The sequence below is a fragment of the Pseudomonas sp. AM4(2022) genome (genome assembly GCF_036346515.1).
Lineage (GTDB): Bacteria > Pseudomonadota > Gammaproteobacteria > Pseudomonadales > Pseudomonadaceae > Aquipseudomonas > Aquipseudomonas paracarnis.
In genome coordinates this window covers 45,660-62,763 of record NZ_JAOTNW010000012.1, presented here as the reverse complement: position 1 = coordinate 62,763, position 17,104 = coordinate 45,660, and the positions used below count along the sequence as shown (strand labels likewise).

5 protein-coding genes and 1 tRNA gene are annotated in these 17,104 nt (G+C 56.9%); all 6 read right to left on the bottom strand.

Annotated features, from left to right (window positions below):
• Positions 1-2: 2 nt before the first annotated feature.
• The 6 genes from ODQ19_RS17615 to pal all read right to left on the bottom strand — a co-directional run bounded on the left by ODQ19_RS17615 (position 3) and on the right by pal (position 17,068).
• The gene (locus ODQ19_RS17615; RefSeq protein WP_330210751.1) at positions 3-12,566 is read right to left on the bottom strand and encodes a two-partner secretion domain-containing protein; all 12,564 of its coding nucleotides are present in this window, start codon (positions 12,564-12,566) and stop codon (positions 3-5) included.
• A gap of 30 nt (positions 12,567-12,596) precedes the next feature.
• A complete protein-coding gene (locus ODQ19_RS17610) occupies positions 12,597-14,321 on the bottom strand; it encodes a ShlB/FhaC/HecB family hemolysin secretion/activation protein (protein ID WP_330210750.1) in 1,725 nt (574 codons plus the stop codon).
• 398 nt (positions 14,322-14,719) lie between these two features.
• Positions 14,720-14,795: transfer RNA gene (locus ODQ19_RS17605), tRNA-Lys, on the bottom strand.
• A gap of 123 nt (positions 14,796-14,918) precedes the next feature.
• Positions 14,919-15,566, bottom strand: coding sequence for a 7-carboxy-7-deazaguanine synthase QueE (gene queE, locus ODQ19_RS17600; RefSeq protein WP_330210749.1), 648 nt, complete (start codon positions 15,564-15,566; stop codon positions 14,919-14,921).
• A 164-nt stretch (positions 15,567-15,730) separates the two neighbouring features.
• A complete protein-coding gene (gene ybgF, locus ODQ19_RS17595) occupies positions 15,731-16,561 on the bottom strand; it encodes a tol-pal system protein YbgF (protein ID WP_330210748.1) in 831 nt (276 codons plus the stop codon).
• 6 nt (positions 16,562-16,567) lie between these two features.
• Positions 16,568-17,068 carry a peptidoglycan-associated lipoprotein Pal gene (gene pal / locus ODQ19_RS17590; protein WP_003193861.1) on the bottom strand — a complete coding sequence of 167 codons (501 nt, stop codon included), beginning with the start codon at positions 17,066-17,068 and terminating at the stop codon, positions 16,568-16,570.
• Positions 17,069-17,104: the final 36 nt, after the last annotated feature.

The following is a 17,104-nucleotide window of genomic DNA, read 5'->3' as shown; positions in this document are numbered from 1 at the left end:
TCTCATTTCAATGGACTCGAATTAATTACTTGAACCCCGTCAATCAGCCAGGGCTTTTGGACCACAATTTGCTGCGTTCCACCAATGTAGAATCCACCTTGAGACCCAACTTCACCAACGTATACCTTGGTGCCTGCAGGTATTTTTATCTCAAAAGTCGTGTCTATAGGAGACTTTGCTCCTCCTGGCCACTCGGGTAGAACAGCCTTGTCTATCCTTGTCTGTGAAACGCCAACTGGCGGCTCACTGCTAAAAAACTGGCCAAGTGGCTTATCGGCAGTGCCTGCGCGGTAAAGAACAGTATCTCTCTCAAGGGTGACAACCGAGTACCGTCCGCCAGAAAAAGTTTCAGCAATGCTATCGGTCAATGGCCCTGGCTTAATCGCCGAGTAGGTGCCTTCAACTCGCCCAATTCCTAGAGTCGATGCTTCCCCAAAACCTTTTACACCCGCACTAGGAAGCAACAGAGGTTGAGAAAACGCCTTGCTATAAGAGCCTACTTCACTTGCCCCATCCGGGTAAACAACCTTCATAGCATCATCAGAAACGGTAACGACACTCCCCTTCGGCAAAATATTGCCACTGGCTAATGTCACCGTCTCACTCAATTGCACCGTGGTATTGGCCCGCACAACCTTGCTCTCGACATAAGTCGCGCTACCACGCAATACCGCACCACCCGCTTGTTCGGCGAGCTCAGCCTCAACAGTAGCCACGACCTTGCGACCCACCACAGCAGCCCGCCCAATTGGCATGACGTCGAGTAAAGTTACGTCCTTCAGCCCTCCGACAGTCGCATCCTTAACACGCTCGCGAGTGCTATCCGATGCATCACTTGATCCATCAAACACACTGATTTCCGGATGACGATTGACTGCGGCATTAACACCAAAACGATTGGCATCCGCCTGAAGCGTTCCGCCTGTCGGCCCATAAGATCCGGCACCGTTAGCGGCAAATAATCCGCTGTCGGCCTTTTGCTGGGCGGTAGCCTGGAAAGCTATTACCGGTTTGCCGTACGCAGTCACAACCGAGCCGTCTTTCCATCGCAGCGGCGTGCCTTGGGCGCTCATCTGGTTTACAACGGATTGGGCAACAGCCATATCGTCGGAGAACTTTCCAACCAGCGGATTTCCTTGCTGATTACCTTGGCTCAGTTGGGCACGCAAAGCTTCGTATTTATGTGCCGTCGCGTTATCCAGTTGGCTGTCGCTGGCCAGTGTCAGAAGCTCTTCCCAACTGAATCCCGACAGCGTTGGCTGCTGTCGCTCGCGGGTAAGTTGAGCGGCTTTTTCTTTTAACAGACGCTTTTCTTCAGGATGCAGTTGACGGTTATACGCCGTGGCGTCTTTGGCAATATCGATCCCGGTTTGCAGATCACCGTCAACTATCGCTGCGGCCGTAAGCCCCACCAACTGCGACGCAGCCAGCTCCAGCTGTTTGTCACCCTTCACCAGCGTGCTTAGGCGTTCGCTCAACGCCTCGTTTGCCCCCGCGGCCATCGCCCCCGTAACAAACCCTTCGCCTGCCGCCTCACTGAGCAAGCCACCGACCAGCGCGTGCAGCGTCGTTTTCTCAACGCTCGCGTTATCCCATTCTTTATGATCCGCAAAGTCGCCGACCGCATTGAAGGCAACCCCGCGCAGAACACCTTGCGCCTGGGAGACCAGCGATTGTTTGAGGTTGTCACCAAGGCTGCCACCTTGTAGCGCGGTACCAAAGCCCGCCTGTGCTGCGCCCTGAGCCCCTGAATAAGCCGCAAACTTGCCGACATCCGATGCGGAGCTGAGATTAAAGCCTTTGGTGACTCTGTTGACGTTATCGCCCGTAACCCCGAATGCCGGATCCAAAACCCCAGCAGTGAACCCTGCCGTCAATGCTCCAGAAGCATATTTTTTCAGACTGCTACTTGAAGTTATGTCCTTAAACGTCGATCCAATGTTTCCTCCATTATTGATAAAGCTGACGGCGCTGTTGCTCGCCACCGACGACAATGCGGTGGTGGCCATGACATTGCCCCACCCTGCAGCCGCTGTCCCGGCTGCTGTACCTGCTGATACCATCGCCGAACTACCGGCCGCCGCCATCGCGGTGCCAGAGCCCGCAGACCCGGCTCCCGCAAACGCGGTACCGAGCGGACCGCTAGCCGCTCCAGCCGTCAACACCGATACAATGATAATGATCGCCAGCATCGCCCCTTGCCCGAGGCTGGAGTTGCTGTATTTAAAGCTGTCGTGAACCTCCTTTACCTGGCGCCAATCCACGTCCCCGCGCTTTTCAGCATCCTTCAACCAAGCCAACTGCGGATCGGCCTTAACCATCACATCAATCGTCTGGCTAACGGTTTGCTGGTCGATCTGCTTGATATCGATCTTGAGCCCATCTACCGCCTTGATTGCGAGTTTCCCCTGCGCCACCATTTCCGTCTGGCGTAACGTCTCATCGGTGTTACCCCGGCCTTTGGCACTGGTCCAGGCGAAGCTGCTTTTGCTCTTCTCATGGCTTTCCTGATGAAGGTCTTTTACCCCTTCAAACTCCACCGCTCCGCCGCTGACGAGAGTAAGGTCATCACCGCTGTTGAGTTTGGCAACCTGATACTTCTGGTCCCCCACACTCTGTAGCGTGAGATCACCACCGGTCTTGATCTCACTGCCAATATTGGTGACATTGGTCACTTCATCACGCTGGGATTTCCCCGATCCCAAGCCTCCCTTTTTCTTCATGTCGTACAACGAGTAATCACTGTCTTCAGCAGCGAGAAGACCAAGATTATTACCGGCCACCAAGTACGCCTCGTCACCAGCTGTTATACGACTCGCGATCAGCGCCAAATCCTTGCCAGCGCTGAGCGCAACATCGCCACCGGCTGTCAATGTGGTAGAGACCTGGCTGACATGATCTTCCTGGCGCTTGGTGCTTGATGTCTTTTTATAGGAGTGCTCTTCGTCAGCGCCGGAGGCCAGGAACATATTGCCTCCAGTGTTCATGGCGATGTCGCGTTTGGCCTCTATCTGGCTGGCGATAACAGTCAAGTCACGCCCGGCGATGACGTTCAGATCGCGCCCGGCTTCAACGCTGGAACCGTTTTGAGTAATGTCCTCTGTGCGATAACGCCTGCCGCTATTTATGGTGTTGTGTTCTTCTGCGGCAATCAGATTGACGTCTCGCCCCGCACGGATCGTCATATCGCGGCCGCTTTGTAATGCACCACCGGGGTTGGTGATATCTCGACCTGCCTTGAGGATAATATCGTTGGCGGCCTCAATACGAGCAGCACTGTCGACGTAATCCTTGTGTTTTGAAAACCCGATGTTATAGCCTGCCCCTGTAACGCTACGCTCGTTGACCACGTCCCCCCTTATGGTCTCCAGTGAAACATCACGTCCGGCGATAATGCCGCCGGACTTGTTGACGATATTGCTACCCGCCAGCAGATTTACTCGATTGCCAGCCTCAATCAGGCCACTGTTGATAATATCGTTTCCGATCTCCGCAGACAGATTGTGACTGGCACGCAAGGTGCCATAGTTTTCTAAGTTTTGGCCGGCGATGAAGTTTATGTTTTTACCCGCGATCAAAGCGCCATTAGGTGCCAATCGGTTATTCGCATGAGCCAGATAAAGCACTGGTACCAGAACCTGTTCACCACTCACCTCATTCGTCTCTAGCCAGACGATGTCGTGGGTCAATGCTGCGACCTGTTCTGAGGTCAAGCTCACGCCGACAGCAAGGTTCAGTTCCTGCTTACTCTTGATGGCGTTGTCCATCAAATACCTGAACAGTTTTTCATCGGTGTCTTGTCCGGCAAGAAAGCGTTGACCGGTGCGGGCTATCACCGCTTGCTGGATCAGGCGTTGCTCATAGAGGCCATCACCCAGACGCTTCCAGCTATCATCCGGGTTGTAGCCCAGCTTCGAGAGCAAATAATCCGAGCTCATAAATTGCTTGAGGTCGGTGAGGGCTGGGTTGGTCTCGATCAGGTATTTATTTGGCTGAGAGACAAAGGTGCTGAAAGGCAGGCCTTGCACGCGGTTGATCGTCTGGGTATCTACTTGAGTCGCCAAGGCCCCCAACGGAGCAAGTTGCGTAACTCCACTCGCAACCGCGCGCTCGGGAAGTACTCCGTCCGAGGCTACACTCTCAACCGCTGCGACATTAATGTTCTCAATCGGAGCGACAATACCTCCCGCCTGCTCAGCGACGTGGATCTGATCCATGGTACTGACCGACACCTGGGGCACGGCACTCAACTGAACTTGTCTGCCCTGCGCAATTGGTACAACTTGTTCACGCTGGGTGACACTGACCTCTGCGCCCCCCATGCTCCAGCTTTGGGGGCCGACCGTGACCGGTGTACTGCTGCTTTGCTCACTAAGACGGAATAAGCCATTTTGGCCGGTAGGCAAGTGAAATCCTGGTAGAGCCAAAGGATTGACCTGCTGTTGAGCGAGATCGGCTGGCAGTTGCCGATTAAGGTTGATAATGCTCGGACTGCCAATACCGACTACCTGGGTATTGGCGCTGCGCGCTGGACCTGTTGCTACGGAGCCGAATGAACGTTCGACACCGTTGGTAATTTTATTGAGTGCGTTAACACTAACGCTCCCGGCAGCCTGAATAATAGAGGGAACGAAAGTTGCATCCGGAGACGCAACTATTTTTTCGGCAAATGGTACAGCATTTTTGATCGACGCTGGCGCGTCGACTTTAATCAAACCCGGCTCTGGGATGCCAATGGCATCACCTCGTCCGATATTGTACATATAGCTACCAAAAAACTGAAAACGCGTGCCATAAACCTTTGGAATAATTACTATCGACTCCTGCTCGTCAGAACTCCAAAAGCGAATACTTTTATTATAGTAAGGATCATTGCCTGAGTTATAGTGCAATATATCGGCCCACTTAATCACTCCAGAATCCGTAGCGATATATTTCAATCGCTGATACTCCCCCACCGAACTACCAACATTATTAAAGTCAGTTACAAAAATATCGATATCCCCACCAGCAGTAACGGATGAATTTAAATTATTAAACTCACTTCCTTCAACATCTAGATTTCCACCTGCTGAAAGGCCTGCGGCAACCTTTTCACCAGACGCCTCCGTTTTAAATACCTGCTGCCACACTAAGTGCGATGGAACGATTGCTGGACTGGTAAGGGGAGAGTCACATCCAAAACAGCGAGTACCGATAGAAGACCACAGCAAACTTGTAGCCTCAATATTAATGTCTTCCATTTTATTGGTCGTGATTTCAGACTTAAACAACATATTTTCTAGAGACTCAATCCTGCCGGAAAGGTTATCGACTCTACTGGCCCGCCCTCCGTTATCACCCGTGACCTCAAGACTCCCAAGGCTATAGATATCGCTATAGATATTGGTAAGTGTTCCTACCTGCAGCTTCATATCGCCACCACTGAGCAGTAACGAACCTTCATTCGCTCGAATGCGATCATTAGTCAGGGTCTGTGCATTGATTAGCAGGTTCTTCGCGCTGGCCAAGGTACCTAGGTTGCTGACACCCGTAGCGTTGACACTCATCCCACCGTCGGAGGTCAAGCGTCCGCGGTTGATCAACTGCCCTTCGACGTTCACCGTGGTCATCCCGCCACCGGCCATACTTGCCGGTTCGTTGAGAGTCAGTTGTGAGGCGGTTACATCAAGGGTCCCAACGCTGCTGACTCGACCACTGCCGCTATAGGCCCCGCCCAGAGTCAACTTGAGGTTACCGTCACTGGCAATCAACCCATCATTAATCCAATTACCGCCGTCACCTATAAGGCTGTCGGAGGCCAGCAATTGGCCTCCTGCGCTCTGGTTGAGCGTCTTGACGTTGACTGTCAACCGCCCCGCCTGGATCACACTGCTGTTGGTCCAACTGTCAGCGGTCAACGTCAAGCCCCCGCGGGTGATGAGGTTACCCCCAGCACCAGTCAGGTTGGCCATGCTAATGTCGAATGTGCCAGTACCAACGTGCAGTACACTGCCGCCAGTATTCTGAAGAGCACCGTTGAGCGTCAGGTCCGTGTTGGCAGTTTCCAGTCTGCCGTTGCGGTTATCAAACACCCCCCCAATCTGAAAGTCAGTCTTACCGCTCTTGCCCAAAGCCCGCAGTTGCCCGCCCTGGTTATCCACGCTATCCGCCTCGACCTTCAGCGTGGTGTCACTTTCAATAATGCCTTTCTGGTTGTTCAGTGCCCCGCCACTGAGTTTGAGGTCAACCTGCCCGCCTGCCACCTGGCCGCGTACATCACCGCCGTTATCAAAACTACTACCGATGACCTTGACCATCCCTTTGGCGTACAGCCCGCCATCGCGGTTGTCGAAGGCGCCGGTGGTGACGTCGGTGTCGCCGGTTTGCGCGGCGATGCGGCCGCCGTTGTTGTTGAGGCTGGCACTGGTGAGGATCAGGCTTTGGGCCTGGATGATGCCGGCCTGACGGTTGTTGCTCAGGTCGAAGTCGTTGCGCAGCAAGCCACCCAGCGCTTTGGCTTGCAGAGTGCCCTTGAGGCTGGCCAGGGTGCCGCCACGGTTGTCGATGGATGTGGCCTTGATGTCGACAGCGCCGTTTTGCGCGATGACTTTGCCGCTTTGGTTGTCGAGGGCGCCGCTGATGTCGAGGTTCAGGGCGGTCTGGCTTTGGATCGAACCCTTGGCATTGTCGAGGCTGGCGGCCTTGAGTTTCAGGTCGGCGTTCTGGCTGTAGATCAACCCGTCGCCGTCGTTTTGGATGGCGCCGGTGGTGGTGGCCAGCAGCGTGCCGTTGGACGCGACGGTGCCGCGTTTGCGGTTGTCCAGGCTGCCCGCGAACAGGGTCAGCAAGCTTTGGCTGACCAGTTGGCCGCCCTGGTTGTTGACCTCAGTGGCGCGTTTGAGCAGCAGCGCACCGGCGCTGGCAAGTTTGCCGTCGGTGTTGGTCAGGGCGCCGAGCAGGTCGAGGGTTACGCTGCCGTTGCCGATCAGGTTGCCGGCGCTGTTGTCGAGGCTGGTGCCGATAAGGCTGAGGGCCTGTTGCGCATTGACCGTGCCGCCTGCGTTGTTGAGTGTATGCACGTTCAGATCGAGGGCCGCGCCGCTGTCGATCAATCCACCGCCGGCGTTTTTGAGCACCCCGATGACGGTCAGGGTTTGCCCGCCCGCACTGGAAAGGATGCCTTTGTCGCTGTTGTCGAGGTTGGCGGCTTTGACGGTCAGGGCTTTTTGGCTGACCAGTGCACCGGCACCGCTGTTGAGCAGGCTTTTGCTCAGCGTGGCATCGACGTTGCCAAAACGGCTGGAGACGGTGCCTTGGTTGCGGTTGTCCAAGTCCACGCCATTGACACTGACACCTTGCCAACCCGAGATCAGGCCACCTTGGTTAGTCAGCTGGGTGCCGTCCAGAGTGAGCACAGTGTTGCTGATCAGTTTGCCTGCGCTGTTATCCAGCGTGCGGCCATTGAGGGTGAGGTTTTGCGCGGTGGAAATCTCACCACTCTGGTTGCTCAGGTCGCGCAGGCGTTTGATGGTCAGTTGACCTTCGGTGGTGATCAGGCCCTTGGTGTTGTTCAGGTCACCGCCGCCCAGGTCGATGGCTATCGACTTGCCCAACACAGAACCGCCCTGGTTGTTCACACCAGCGCTGTTGAGGGTTAGAGCATTAGCCGCGTTGATCAACCCCTTATCCTGGTTGGTAAGCTGGCCGTCGACATTAAGCAACGTGTCGCCACGGCTGGTCAGGGTGCCACCGCTGTTGTCCAGGGTGGTGGCGCGGCCGTCGATGGACTGGGCGGCAATCAGGCCTTTAACGTTATTCAGGGCCTGGGTGATGCGCAGGGTCAGGGCCTGGTAGCTGAGCAATTTACCGCGGCTGTTATCCAGGCTGTCAGCGGTCAGTGTGAAGGCTTGGGCACTGGAGATTTCACCGCCCTGGTTGTTCACGCCCTTGAGGTTTTTCAACATCAACAGCGGGCCATTAATCAGGCCGCCCTGGTTATTCAACTGGCCGTTTTTCAGGTCCAGTGCGACAGACGTGTTGCTGAACAGCTTCCCACCTTGTTGATCCAGGCCGGTGACATTGGCAGTCAGCGCTTTTTCGCTGGTCAGGCGGCCAGCGTCGTGGTTGGTCAATTGCCCTGCGGTGATATTCAGCGTGTCGCGGGTGCTGACGTTGCCGGAATGGCTGTTGTCGAATGCGCCGGTGGTGATGACCAACGCACTTTTGCTGCTCAACGTACCTTTCTGGCTGTTGTCCAGGCTGGTGCTGTTCAGGGTCAGGCCTGCGTCGGTGACCATCTCACCGCCCTGGTTATCGACGGCGCCGTGGGCGGTGACGTCCAATGCCCCAGCACCGGACAGCTTGCCTTTGCGGTTGTTCAGACTCCCAGCCTCGACGGTCAACAGACCTTCACTGCTCAGCCGCCCTTGGTTGTTATTCAGCTCGCCGCTGAGTTCAAGGCCAAGGTCTGTTTGGCTGATAAGGCTGCCGTCGCTGTTGTCCAGCGTGGTGCCTTCCAGGGTCACACCACTCTGGCCGCTGAGTTGGCCCTTGTTACGGTTGAGTACGTCATCGACGTTCAGCGTCAAGTCGGTCGCGGCGAGCACCATGCCGCCGTCACTGTTATCCAAACCTTGACCGGTTATCTGAACAGCGGCCTTGCTGGAGATCTCGCCGCCCCGGTTGTCCACCTTGGTCATTTTGACGTCGGTCTTTTGGGTGGCGCTCACGTAGCCTTTTCGTTGGTTATCCAGCGTCTGGCCGTCAAGGGATAACGCGCCTTGTGCGATCAACTTACCGTTCTGGTTGGTGATATTGGTGATGCCTGCGGTGAGGTCGCCTTTGCTGGAAATCTCCCCGTCATTGTTCTCCAGGCTGGCCGCCGTCAGCTTCATGCCCGCGTCGCTTACTATCGTGCCATCTTGGTTCTTGAGTACTCCATCGACGGTGATCGTCAACTGGCCCCGGCTACTCATCATGCCTTCACTGTTATCCAGGCTGGCGCCATTAATCTGCAACGCCGCAGCGGAAATTTTGCCTTTGATGTTGCTAATGGCCTGGTCGATGCGCAGGGTCAATGCCTGGTTGCTGATGAGCTTGCCGTTGCTGTTGTCCAGGCTTTTGCTGGCCAGGGTGAACGCCTGGGTACTGGAAATCTCGCCGTTCTGGTTGTTAACCCCATTGAGGTTTTTCAGCACCAACAAAGGAGCATTGATCATGCCTTGCTGGTTGTTCAGTTGGCCGTTGTTCAGGTCCAGGCTCAGTGACGTCACACTGGTAAGCTTCCCGCCCTGCTGGTCAAAACCGGTGACACTGGCGGTCAGTGCGTTGTCGCTGACGATGCGGCTATTCACACCGTTGCTGACCTGGCCAGCGGTCAGGGTCAGCGTGTCCTTGCTGATCAGGCTACCGGCGTGGGTATTGTTGAAAGCGCCGGTGGTCACTTTGGCCGCGCCCTTGGCGCTGAGTGTGCCGCTGCGGTTCTCCAGACTGGCACTGTTGAGGGTCAACCCTTTATCGGTGGTCACTGCCCCACTGTGATTAGTCAGCGCACCCGTGGCGCTCAGTGCAACAGCTCCGGTACTCGATACTTTGCCTGACGTATTATTTAGTCCGCCGGTTGTGGCGGTGATGCCGCTTTCGCTGGTGAGCAAACCACTGGTGTTATCCACGTCACCGCTATGGGTCAGGGTCAGACCGTGTACACCGGATACTGTGCCGCCACTGTTGTCCAGACTCTTACCTTGCAGCGTCACCTTGCCGTTACCGAACAACAGGCCTTCGCTCTGGTTGATGACTTGCGCCACCTTGAGGCCCAAGTCAGTGCCAGCCAGCAGCTTGCCCTTACGGCTGTTATTCAGGTACGTGCCCGCCAGGTTGACGTCTATGGCGCTGGAGATTGCCCCGGTCTGGTTATTGATGTCATCGACGGTCAGCGTCAGCGCTTTTGTCGCACCTATCGTGCCACCGTTACTGTTATCCAGCGTGCTGCCAGTCAGCATCATGGTGCCTGACGCAACCAACTCGCCCTTTTGCTGATTGAAATGGGTGACATTGGCGATCAGATCGCCTTTGCTGGAGATACGCCCGCTGGCGTTTTCCACGGTCGTCGCGTCCAGGCGCACCGGCCCGACGGCGCTGAGCAAACCACCCTGGTTATTCAGGGTCGCCCCCAGGTAACGGACCGCCGCCTGCCCGACCAGCAGGCCTTTGCTCTGGTTGTTCAAGCTGGCGACGTTGAGTTGCATGTCCTTGTCAGCGCTGACATTGCCGCCTCGGTTGTCGAGGCTGGCGGTGGTCAGGGTCAGCAAGTCTTTACCGCTCAAACTGCCGCCACGGTTATCGAGGCTGCCCGCCTGCACATCCATCTTGGCTTTGGCGCTAAGCAAGCCGGTGCTCTGGTTGTCCAGCAGGCCCGCAATACGCGTGGTAAGGCTGGCGTCACTGATCACTTTGCCGGTGTGGCTGTTGTCCAGGCTGGCGGCACTGATTGATACCGTCTGGCCGCTACCGAGCACGCCTTCTCGGTTGTTCAGCGCACCGCTTACATTGACCGTCAATCCGGTATCGCCGGTGAGTTTGCCACCGTGGTTATCCAGGCTGGCAGCATGCAACTCGGTGCTGTTGCCGCTGGAGACTTCACCTTCTGTGTTAGTCAACGCCCCATCCAACCGCACGGTCAAACCCTGCTCACTGAGCAGTTTGCCGCCGGTGTTGTCCAGGCTCTTCGCCGCGAAGGTGAAACCCTGTGTACTGGAGACTTCACCACCCTGGTTGCCGACGTCGGCGAGGTTGTTCAAAACCAGCGTCGCCCCTTTGATCAAACCTTTCTGGTTGTTCAGCTGGCCCTTGTTTACGTCCAGCGTCAGCGATGTGGTACCGGTCAGGTGTCCGGCGTTGTTGTTCAAGCTGGCGACGTTGGCGGTCAGGGCCTGAGTACTGGTAATGCGCCCTGCAGCACTGTTATCCACGGCCTTGGCGGTGAGGTTCAATGTATCCAGGCTGGTGAGTTTGCCGCCCTGGTTATTGATGGCGCCGCTGGCAGTGATGCGTAGGCCCTGATTGGCGGTCACTAAGCCTGCGACGTTGTCCAGCGTGGCGATATTCAGCGTAGCGGCGCCCAGGCTGGACACCTTGCCACTGCGGTTGCTCAATTGGCCGACAGTGGCGGTCAGCGGCCCGTTACTGTTGAGCAGCCCACCTTGGGCGTTGAGCAATTGGCTGGCGTTCAGCTCAAGACTGCCTGTGCTCAACACTCGGCCATTGTTCTGGTTGTCCAGGGTGCCGGCGCTGACATTGGCGGCCTGTTTGGCGCTCAAGGTTCCGCCCTGATTGTTCAGGGTTTGTGTGGCGGTGACGGTCAGGTTACGGCTGGCGACCACGCTGCCGCCGTTGTTGTTGTTGACGACTTGTGCGCTCAGGCTCAGATCGCCGATGGCGTTGCGAATGAGGTCTGGATTGATCCCGGACTCGATAATCCCGCGGTTGGTCAGTTGGCCGCCGCTGGACAGCGTGATGCGGTCGCGGGCACTGAGTTTGTTCTGATTATTCAAGTCACCGAGGCTTTGCACATCCAGTGTCGTGCCAGCATGTACATGCCCTTGCGTCTGCACACTGGCGGCCTTGATGTTGATAGCGCCGCTATTGGCTCTGGCCTCTGCCATCCTCAAATGCCCACTGGCATCGAGCTGAATATCCCCCCCACTGGCCATCAGCGCCCCGTCGAGCTTCACCCCAACCCCGGCCTCGGTCCCGACCAGTTTGATCGCCCCCGCGTACATCCCACCCAACGCCGTCGAGTCAATCGCCAGCTCCGGCTTGGCACTGCCGTCATCGGCCCGTGCAGTGGCACTCAAGGTTTGCGCATTAACATCATTGCGCCCAGCAACCACACTCAACTTGCGCGCATTGATCTGCGCATTGATCTTGGCCGAGCGGGTGATGATTTCGAAGTGGTCAACGTTGCCTGCATCCAGGCCCTGGCCGTCAACGGTCACCGCACCGCCATCGACCTGGTAGCGGTCCAGCCGGCCGTTATCGAGGATGGGTTTGCCGGTGGTCAGGGTGACATTGGGGGTGTTGATGAAGCCGCAGCCGTTGCAACTGATGCCGTAGGGGTTGGCAACGATGACCTTGGCCGACTGGCCCGCCACTTCGGTGTAGCCGCGCAACTGGCTGGGGCTGCCGCCGTTGACTTCGTTGAGGATGATATTGGCGGCGCGGCCTTGCAGGTTCGGGTTGCCAAGAATGAGGCCGCCCAGTTGCGTGGATTGAGTGCGTTCGGTGGCGTTGTTGAGGATCACCCCGTTGGCGCCAACGTTGTACTCCTTGAACTGGTTGTGGGACAAACCACTGCCATTGGGCGCCGCGATATTGACGATCGGCACGCCATTGCCGGCCGGCCCGACGGTTGTGCCAGGTGCGCTGACCACGATGCCGTCGGCATTGGCCAACAGGGGCTGCCAGAACAGAGCGTTCGCCAAAATCAGCACCAGGCCACGCTTGGGCAAACCCAAAAAATGCTCACGTGGTTGCACACGGGCAGAGGGTTGGCGGGCCATGAAGGCGAGGTGGCGAACGTCCATATTAAATTCTCGATGCAACTAGGCGTTGAATTACAGGAAAAAATCCATGCGGAAATAGATCGGCGTTTCGCGCTCAAGCAACGCGGCCGGTCGTTCCAGCGAGTGGGCAAAGGTCACGCTGGTGCTGACGTGTTGGCCGCGGGCGAACAACTCAAGCGAGTTGCTCGAGACTCGGCCGTGCTCTTCGCGGTTGTAGCGTCCATTACGGATCACGCCTTGGTCATAGCCGACGCTGGCGCCGTATTCACCGAACACCGGGCGCAGCCAACCGAGGGTCACCGGGCGACTCCAGCGCAGGTCATTGCGCCAGTAGCCGCCGCTGTCGCCATAGAGTTGCTGGTCCTTGAAACCGCGCACCGACGAGGAGCCCCCGAGGCTCAAACGCTGAGGGCTGAACAGCACATCTTCACTGCGCTGCCCGGTGGCCAGGCTGGTGAAACTGAACGACTCACCCCACAGCTTGAACGGCTGCAGGTAGCTGACGGTGGCGGTGTATTTGCGGTAGTCCGGGGTGGGGGTGAGATTGCCTTGCCGGTCGCGCTGTTGATCGTTGCTCTGGGCATCGAAGGCACCGATGCCGTTTTGCATACCGATATCGAAGTTGACGAACGCACTGCCGATACGTCGGCCGTGGTTAATGCCCAGTTGCAGTTCACTGAGGCGATTACTGCTCTGTCTGATACGGCTGCTTTCGATGTAGTTATTGGTGCGCAGGTGGGACAGGCCGACGTTGACCGACGTCTTGCTCACGGCATCGCGGTGGATCACCCGTTCAGCGCGCAGTTGGTGGTTTTGGCTGTCGCCGGTTTGCTTGAAATTGAAACCGTCGCCTTGGGCAATCGAGCGATAGTCGCTCTCGTTGTAGCTGTAGCTGAAGTTCCACCAGCCCCAGGGCACGTTGTAGTAAAGCATCGCGTTCTTGGCGGTTTTCTGGTGGTCGCTGATGGCGTCATGGCCGCCGCGCAAAATCAGCTGATCGGCCAGGCCCAGCGGGCTGTCCCATTCAAAGCCGGTGCCCCACTGCTGTTCGCCGGTGCTTTTCTGGCCATCGTTGTTACGCGACAGGCTGGCACGCCATGGCTTTTGCGGGTTGTTTTTGACCAATACCGAGCTGCCGCCCACGGCATCGCCCGGGGTCAGTTCCATTTGGGCTTGGTTGGACGGCAAACGGTTGAGTTGATCGACAGCCTGCTCGATTTCTCGCAGGTTCAATATCTCGCCGCTTTTGCCGGGAAAGGCCATGGCCAGTTCGCGATCCGACAGCTTGCTGCTGTCGGCGCCCTTCAAGCCTTCAAGCTTGCCCTCCACCACCAGGACTTGCAGATGCCCTTTGGACATATCTTGCTGCGGCAAGTAGGCGCGGCTGGTCACCAGGCCTTTGTCGATGTAGTAGTTGGTGATGTCTTTGAGCAGGGCGTTGAGTTGTGCGACGCCCAGGCATTGACCAGTGTAAGGCTTGAGCAGACGCTCGCGCTCAGCGGCAGGCAGGTGGCCGGCACCCTGGAGGTCAATGGTTTGGATCGGGAAGCAACGGCTGTCCACCGGGGCTGCCGGCGCTTCGGGCCTGGCCTCTTTGCCGGGCAGTTCCTTGAGCTGCTCAAGGCGGCGCTGTTGATCTTCCAACAGGCGGTTTTGCCGCTCGCGGATCAGGTCCTGATCACCCGGCAGGGTTGCCGCCATCACGCAGTGGGAAGCGAGGCAGGCAAGCAGGGCAATGCTCAGTGAATACCGAGTCCGTGGCAGTGAGGCAGACATGTTCGATCCAACGCGTGACGAAGGATGGCAAACTAACATCGCGGGAATGGCGCGCCAATAAACTGACTAAACTTTAGGAAATTTCCTACAAACAACTAACGTTATGATTTTTAACGTAAATATTAAAAACAAATAAATATCGACTGAAATCTTGAAGAATTTTCCGACAAGCGGTATCAGACTTGATACGCATTGAACACGCACACAAACGATCGGACTATTCGGCCAACGCCGGTCCGCGCATGAATATTTGATTGATTTAAGGCATGTCTGGACGACAACGGGAATCTGAGCAGACGCTGACCCAAGGTCGACTCGGCCAGGCCAAATGACAGGCAAAAAAAAACCCGGAAATCCTCACTTACGTGGGCCTTCCGGATTTTCTAAACCGCCAAAAATGGTGGGTCGTGTGGGATTCGAACCTACGACCAATTGGTTAAAAGCCAACTGCTCTACCAACTGAGCTAACGACCCGCTGTGTGGTGGCGCGTATAATACTGATTTCTAAGGATTATTCAACACCTTATTTTAAATAAATCAGAAAAAACGCATTTCAACTGTAATTCGGTGGGCAGAACGCTTCTCGCAGCCGCCGGATCAGCGCCCTGGCTCGTCGTTCCACAGGTACTTGTGCAGCTGCAATTGCAGGCGCACCGGCAGGTTGTCCGCCACTACCCAGTCGGCCAGCTCCCGGGCGTTCAGGTCGTGATGGCTGGGCGAGAACAGTACCTCGCCCGCACGGCGCTCCAGGCCATACTGGATCAGCTTGGAGGTGGCCCAGTCATAATCGTCGCGTGAACAGATGACGAACTTGACCTGATCGTTGGCCGTCAGCAAGTCCATGTTCTCGTAGCGGTTGCGGTGCGCTTCCTTGGAGTCCGGGGTCTTGAGGTCAACCACTCGACTGACACGCGGGTCGACCGCAGAGATGTCCAGGGCGCCACTGGTTTCCAGTGAGACCTCGTAGCCGGCATCACACAGGCGCTCGAGCAGTGGGATGGCATTGGGTTGCGCCAATGGCTCGCCGCCCGTCACACAGACGTAGCGTGGCCGGTAGCCGGCAACCTGTTCCAGGATGTCGTCGAGGGTGCGCACGGTGCCGCCACTGAAGGCGTAGGCGCTGTCACAGTATTGGCAGCGCAATGGGCAGCCGGTCAACCGTACAAAGACAGTGGGCAGGCCAGCAGTGCGCGTTTCACCCTGCAACGAGTAAAAGACTTCGGTAATACGTAATGTGTCTTGCATAGTCGCCACGGGCGTAACAGCTAAACAGGCTGTCCGCCTCCGTCAGGCACTTCAAGGGATTGCGCCAACGCGTCAACCCCAGGAAGCGTGTTTCATAAAAGGGCGTGGATTCTAACGAAAAAACCCGCGACAAGCGCGGGTTTCTTCTAAACGGGCTGCATGGCTTACAAGCGTTGCAGGTCCCGCTGGGCCAACTGCGCCGCGGAGGTACCCGGATACTGGGCAACCACCTGCTGCAGAATGCCTTTGACCTTGTCGGTATGACCCAGGCGGCGTTCTACGTCAGCGAGTTTGTACAGCGAATCCGGAACCTTGGCGTGCTTGGGGTACAGCTGGCTGACCTTGGCAAAAGCCTGGCCAGCCCCCTGCAAATCACCCTTTGCCAGGTTGACCTCACCCAACCAGTACTGGGCATTGCCCGCGTACTGGCTGTTGGGGTACTTGCGCAGGAAAGCGGTAAAGGCCTGGCTGGCCTTATCGAAATCCTTGGCCTTGATCAGGTCGAAGGCTGCATCGTAATACAGTTTTTCCTTCGCCGGATCACCCGGTTCACTGCTGGCGGCAGGGGCAGCCGCGGCGGCCCCAGCTGCTGCGCCACCGGCAGCAGCGCTTGGCGCGCCACCGGTAGAGGAATTATCAGGAGTAGCGGCAGGTGCAACACCGGCTCCAATACGACGATCAAGATCCTGGTAACGCTCCAGGCCTTCTTGCTTGAGCTGGTTCACCTGGTTCTGCAGCACTTCAATGGCGCCTTGTTGCTGGGCCAATTGATCCTGCATGCGTTGCAGCTGGTTGAACAGCTCGCCCTGTGCCGAGGGAGCGGACGTAGCCGCTCCCCCCGCATAGGCGCCGTTCGTGCCATAACCTGCTGGCGGATAACTGCTCCCGCTATTGTTATAGCCTGAGTTGCTATCCGTTACAGGAACCGCAGCCCACACCGCAAGCGGTGCGAGGCTGAGAGCCAATACAGTCAGAGCACGACGGCACGTTCGCATGACGAATTACTTACGCAGTTCGACGCGACGGTTCTGAGCCCACGACTGTTCGTCGTTGCCAGTTGCAACTGGACGCTCTTTACCGTAGGAAACCAGTTCCAGTTGGCCTGGAGCAACACCTTGCAGTACCAGGTAGCGCTGAACGGCTTTCGCACGACGCTCGCCCAGTGCCATGTTGTACTCACGAGTACCACGGGCGTCAGTGTTACCTTCCAGAACAACGCGAGCGCCGTTAGCTTTCAGGTCCTTGGCGTGAACGTCCAGAGCGCGCATGGCTTCTGGCTTCAGGTCCGAACTGTCGTATTCGAAGTAGAAAGTGGTGATAGCGCGCAGAGCAGCTTCTTCGCTCAGGGAGCCGTCGACCGCACCAGTGTTGGCGCCGTAACCAGCGTTTGGATCAACAGCTGCGCCTTCACCGGCATTGTCGCCGCCTTTAGAGGAGCAACCAACGGCTACGGACAGAGCCAGAGCCAGAGCAGCAAACTTACCAAACTTCAGCATTTCCATCGTGAAACTCCTAATGAACCCCAGTGTGTTAAGTAC

Excerpts from the sequence above, each read along its gene's own strand:
- queE (WP_330210749.1), bottom strand. The coding sequence starts at position 15,566 with ATGCAAGACACATTACGTATTACCGAAGTCTTTTACTCGTTGCAGGGT.
- ybgF (WP_330210748.1), bottom strand. The coding sequence starts at position 16,561 with ATGCGAACGTGCCGTCGTGCTCTGACTGTATTGGCTCTCAGCCTCGCA.
- ODQ19_RS17615 (WP_330210751.1), bottom strand. The coding sequence starts at position 12,566 with ATGGACGTTCGCCACCTCGCCTTCATGGCCCGCCAACCCTCTGCCCGT.
- pal (WP_003193861.1), bottom strand. The coding sequence starts at position 17,068 with ATGGAAATGCTGAAGTTTGGTAAGTTTGCTGCTCTGGCTCTGGCTCTG.
- ODQ19_RS17610 (WP_330210750.1), bottom strand. The coding sequence starts at position 14,321 with ATGTCTGCCTCACTGCCACGGACTCGGTATTCACTGAGCATTGCCCTG.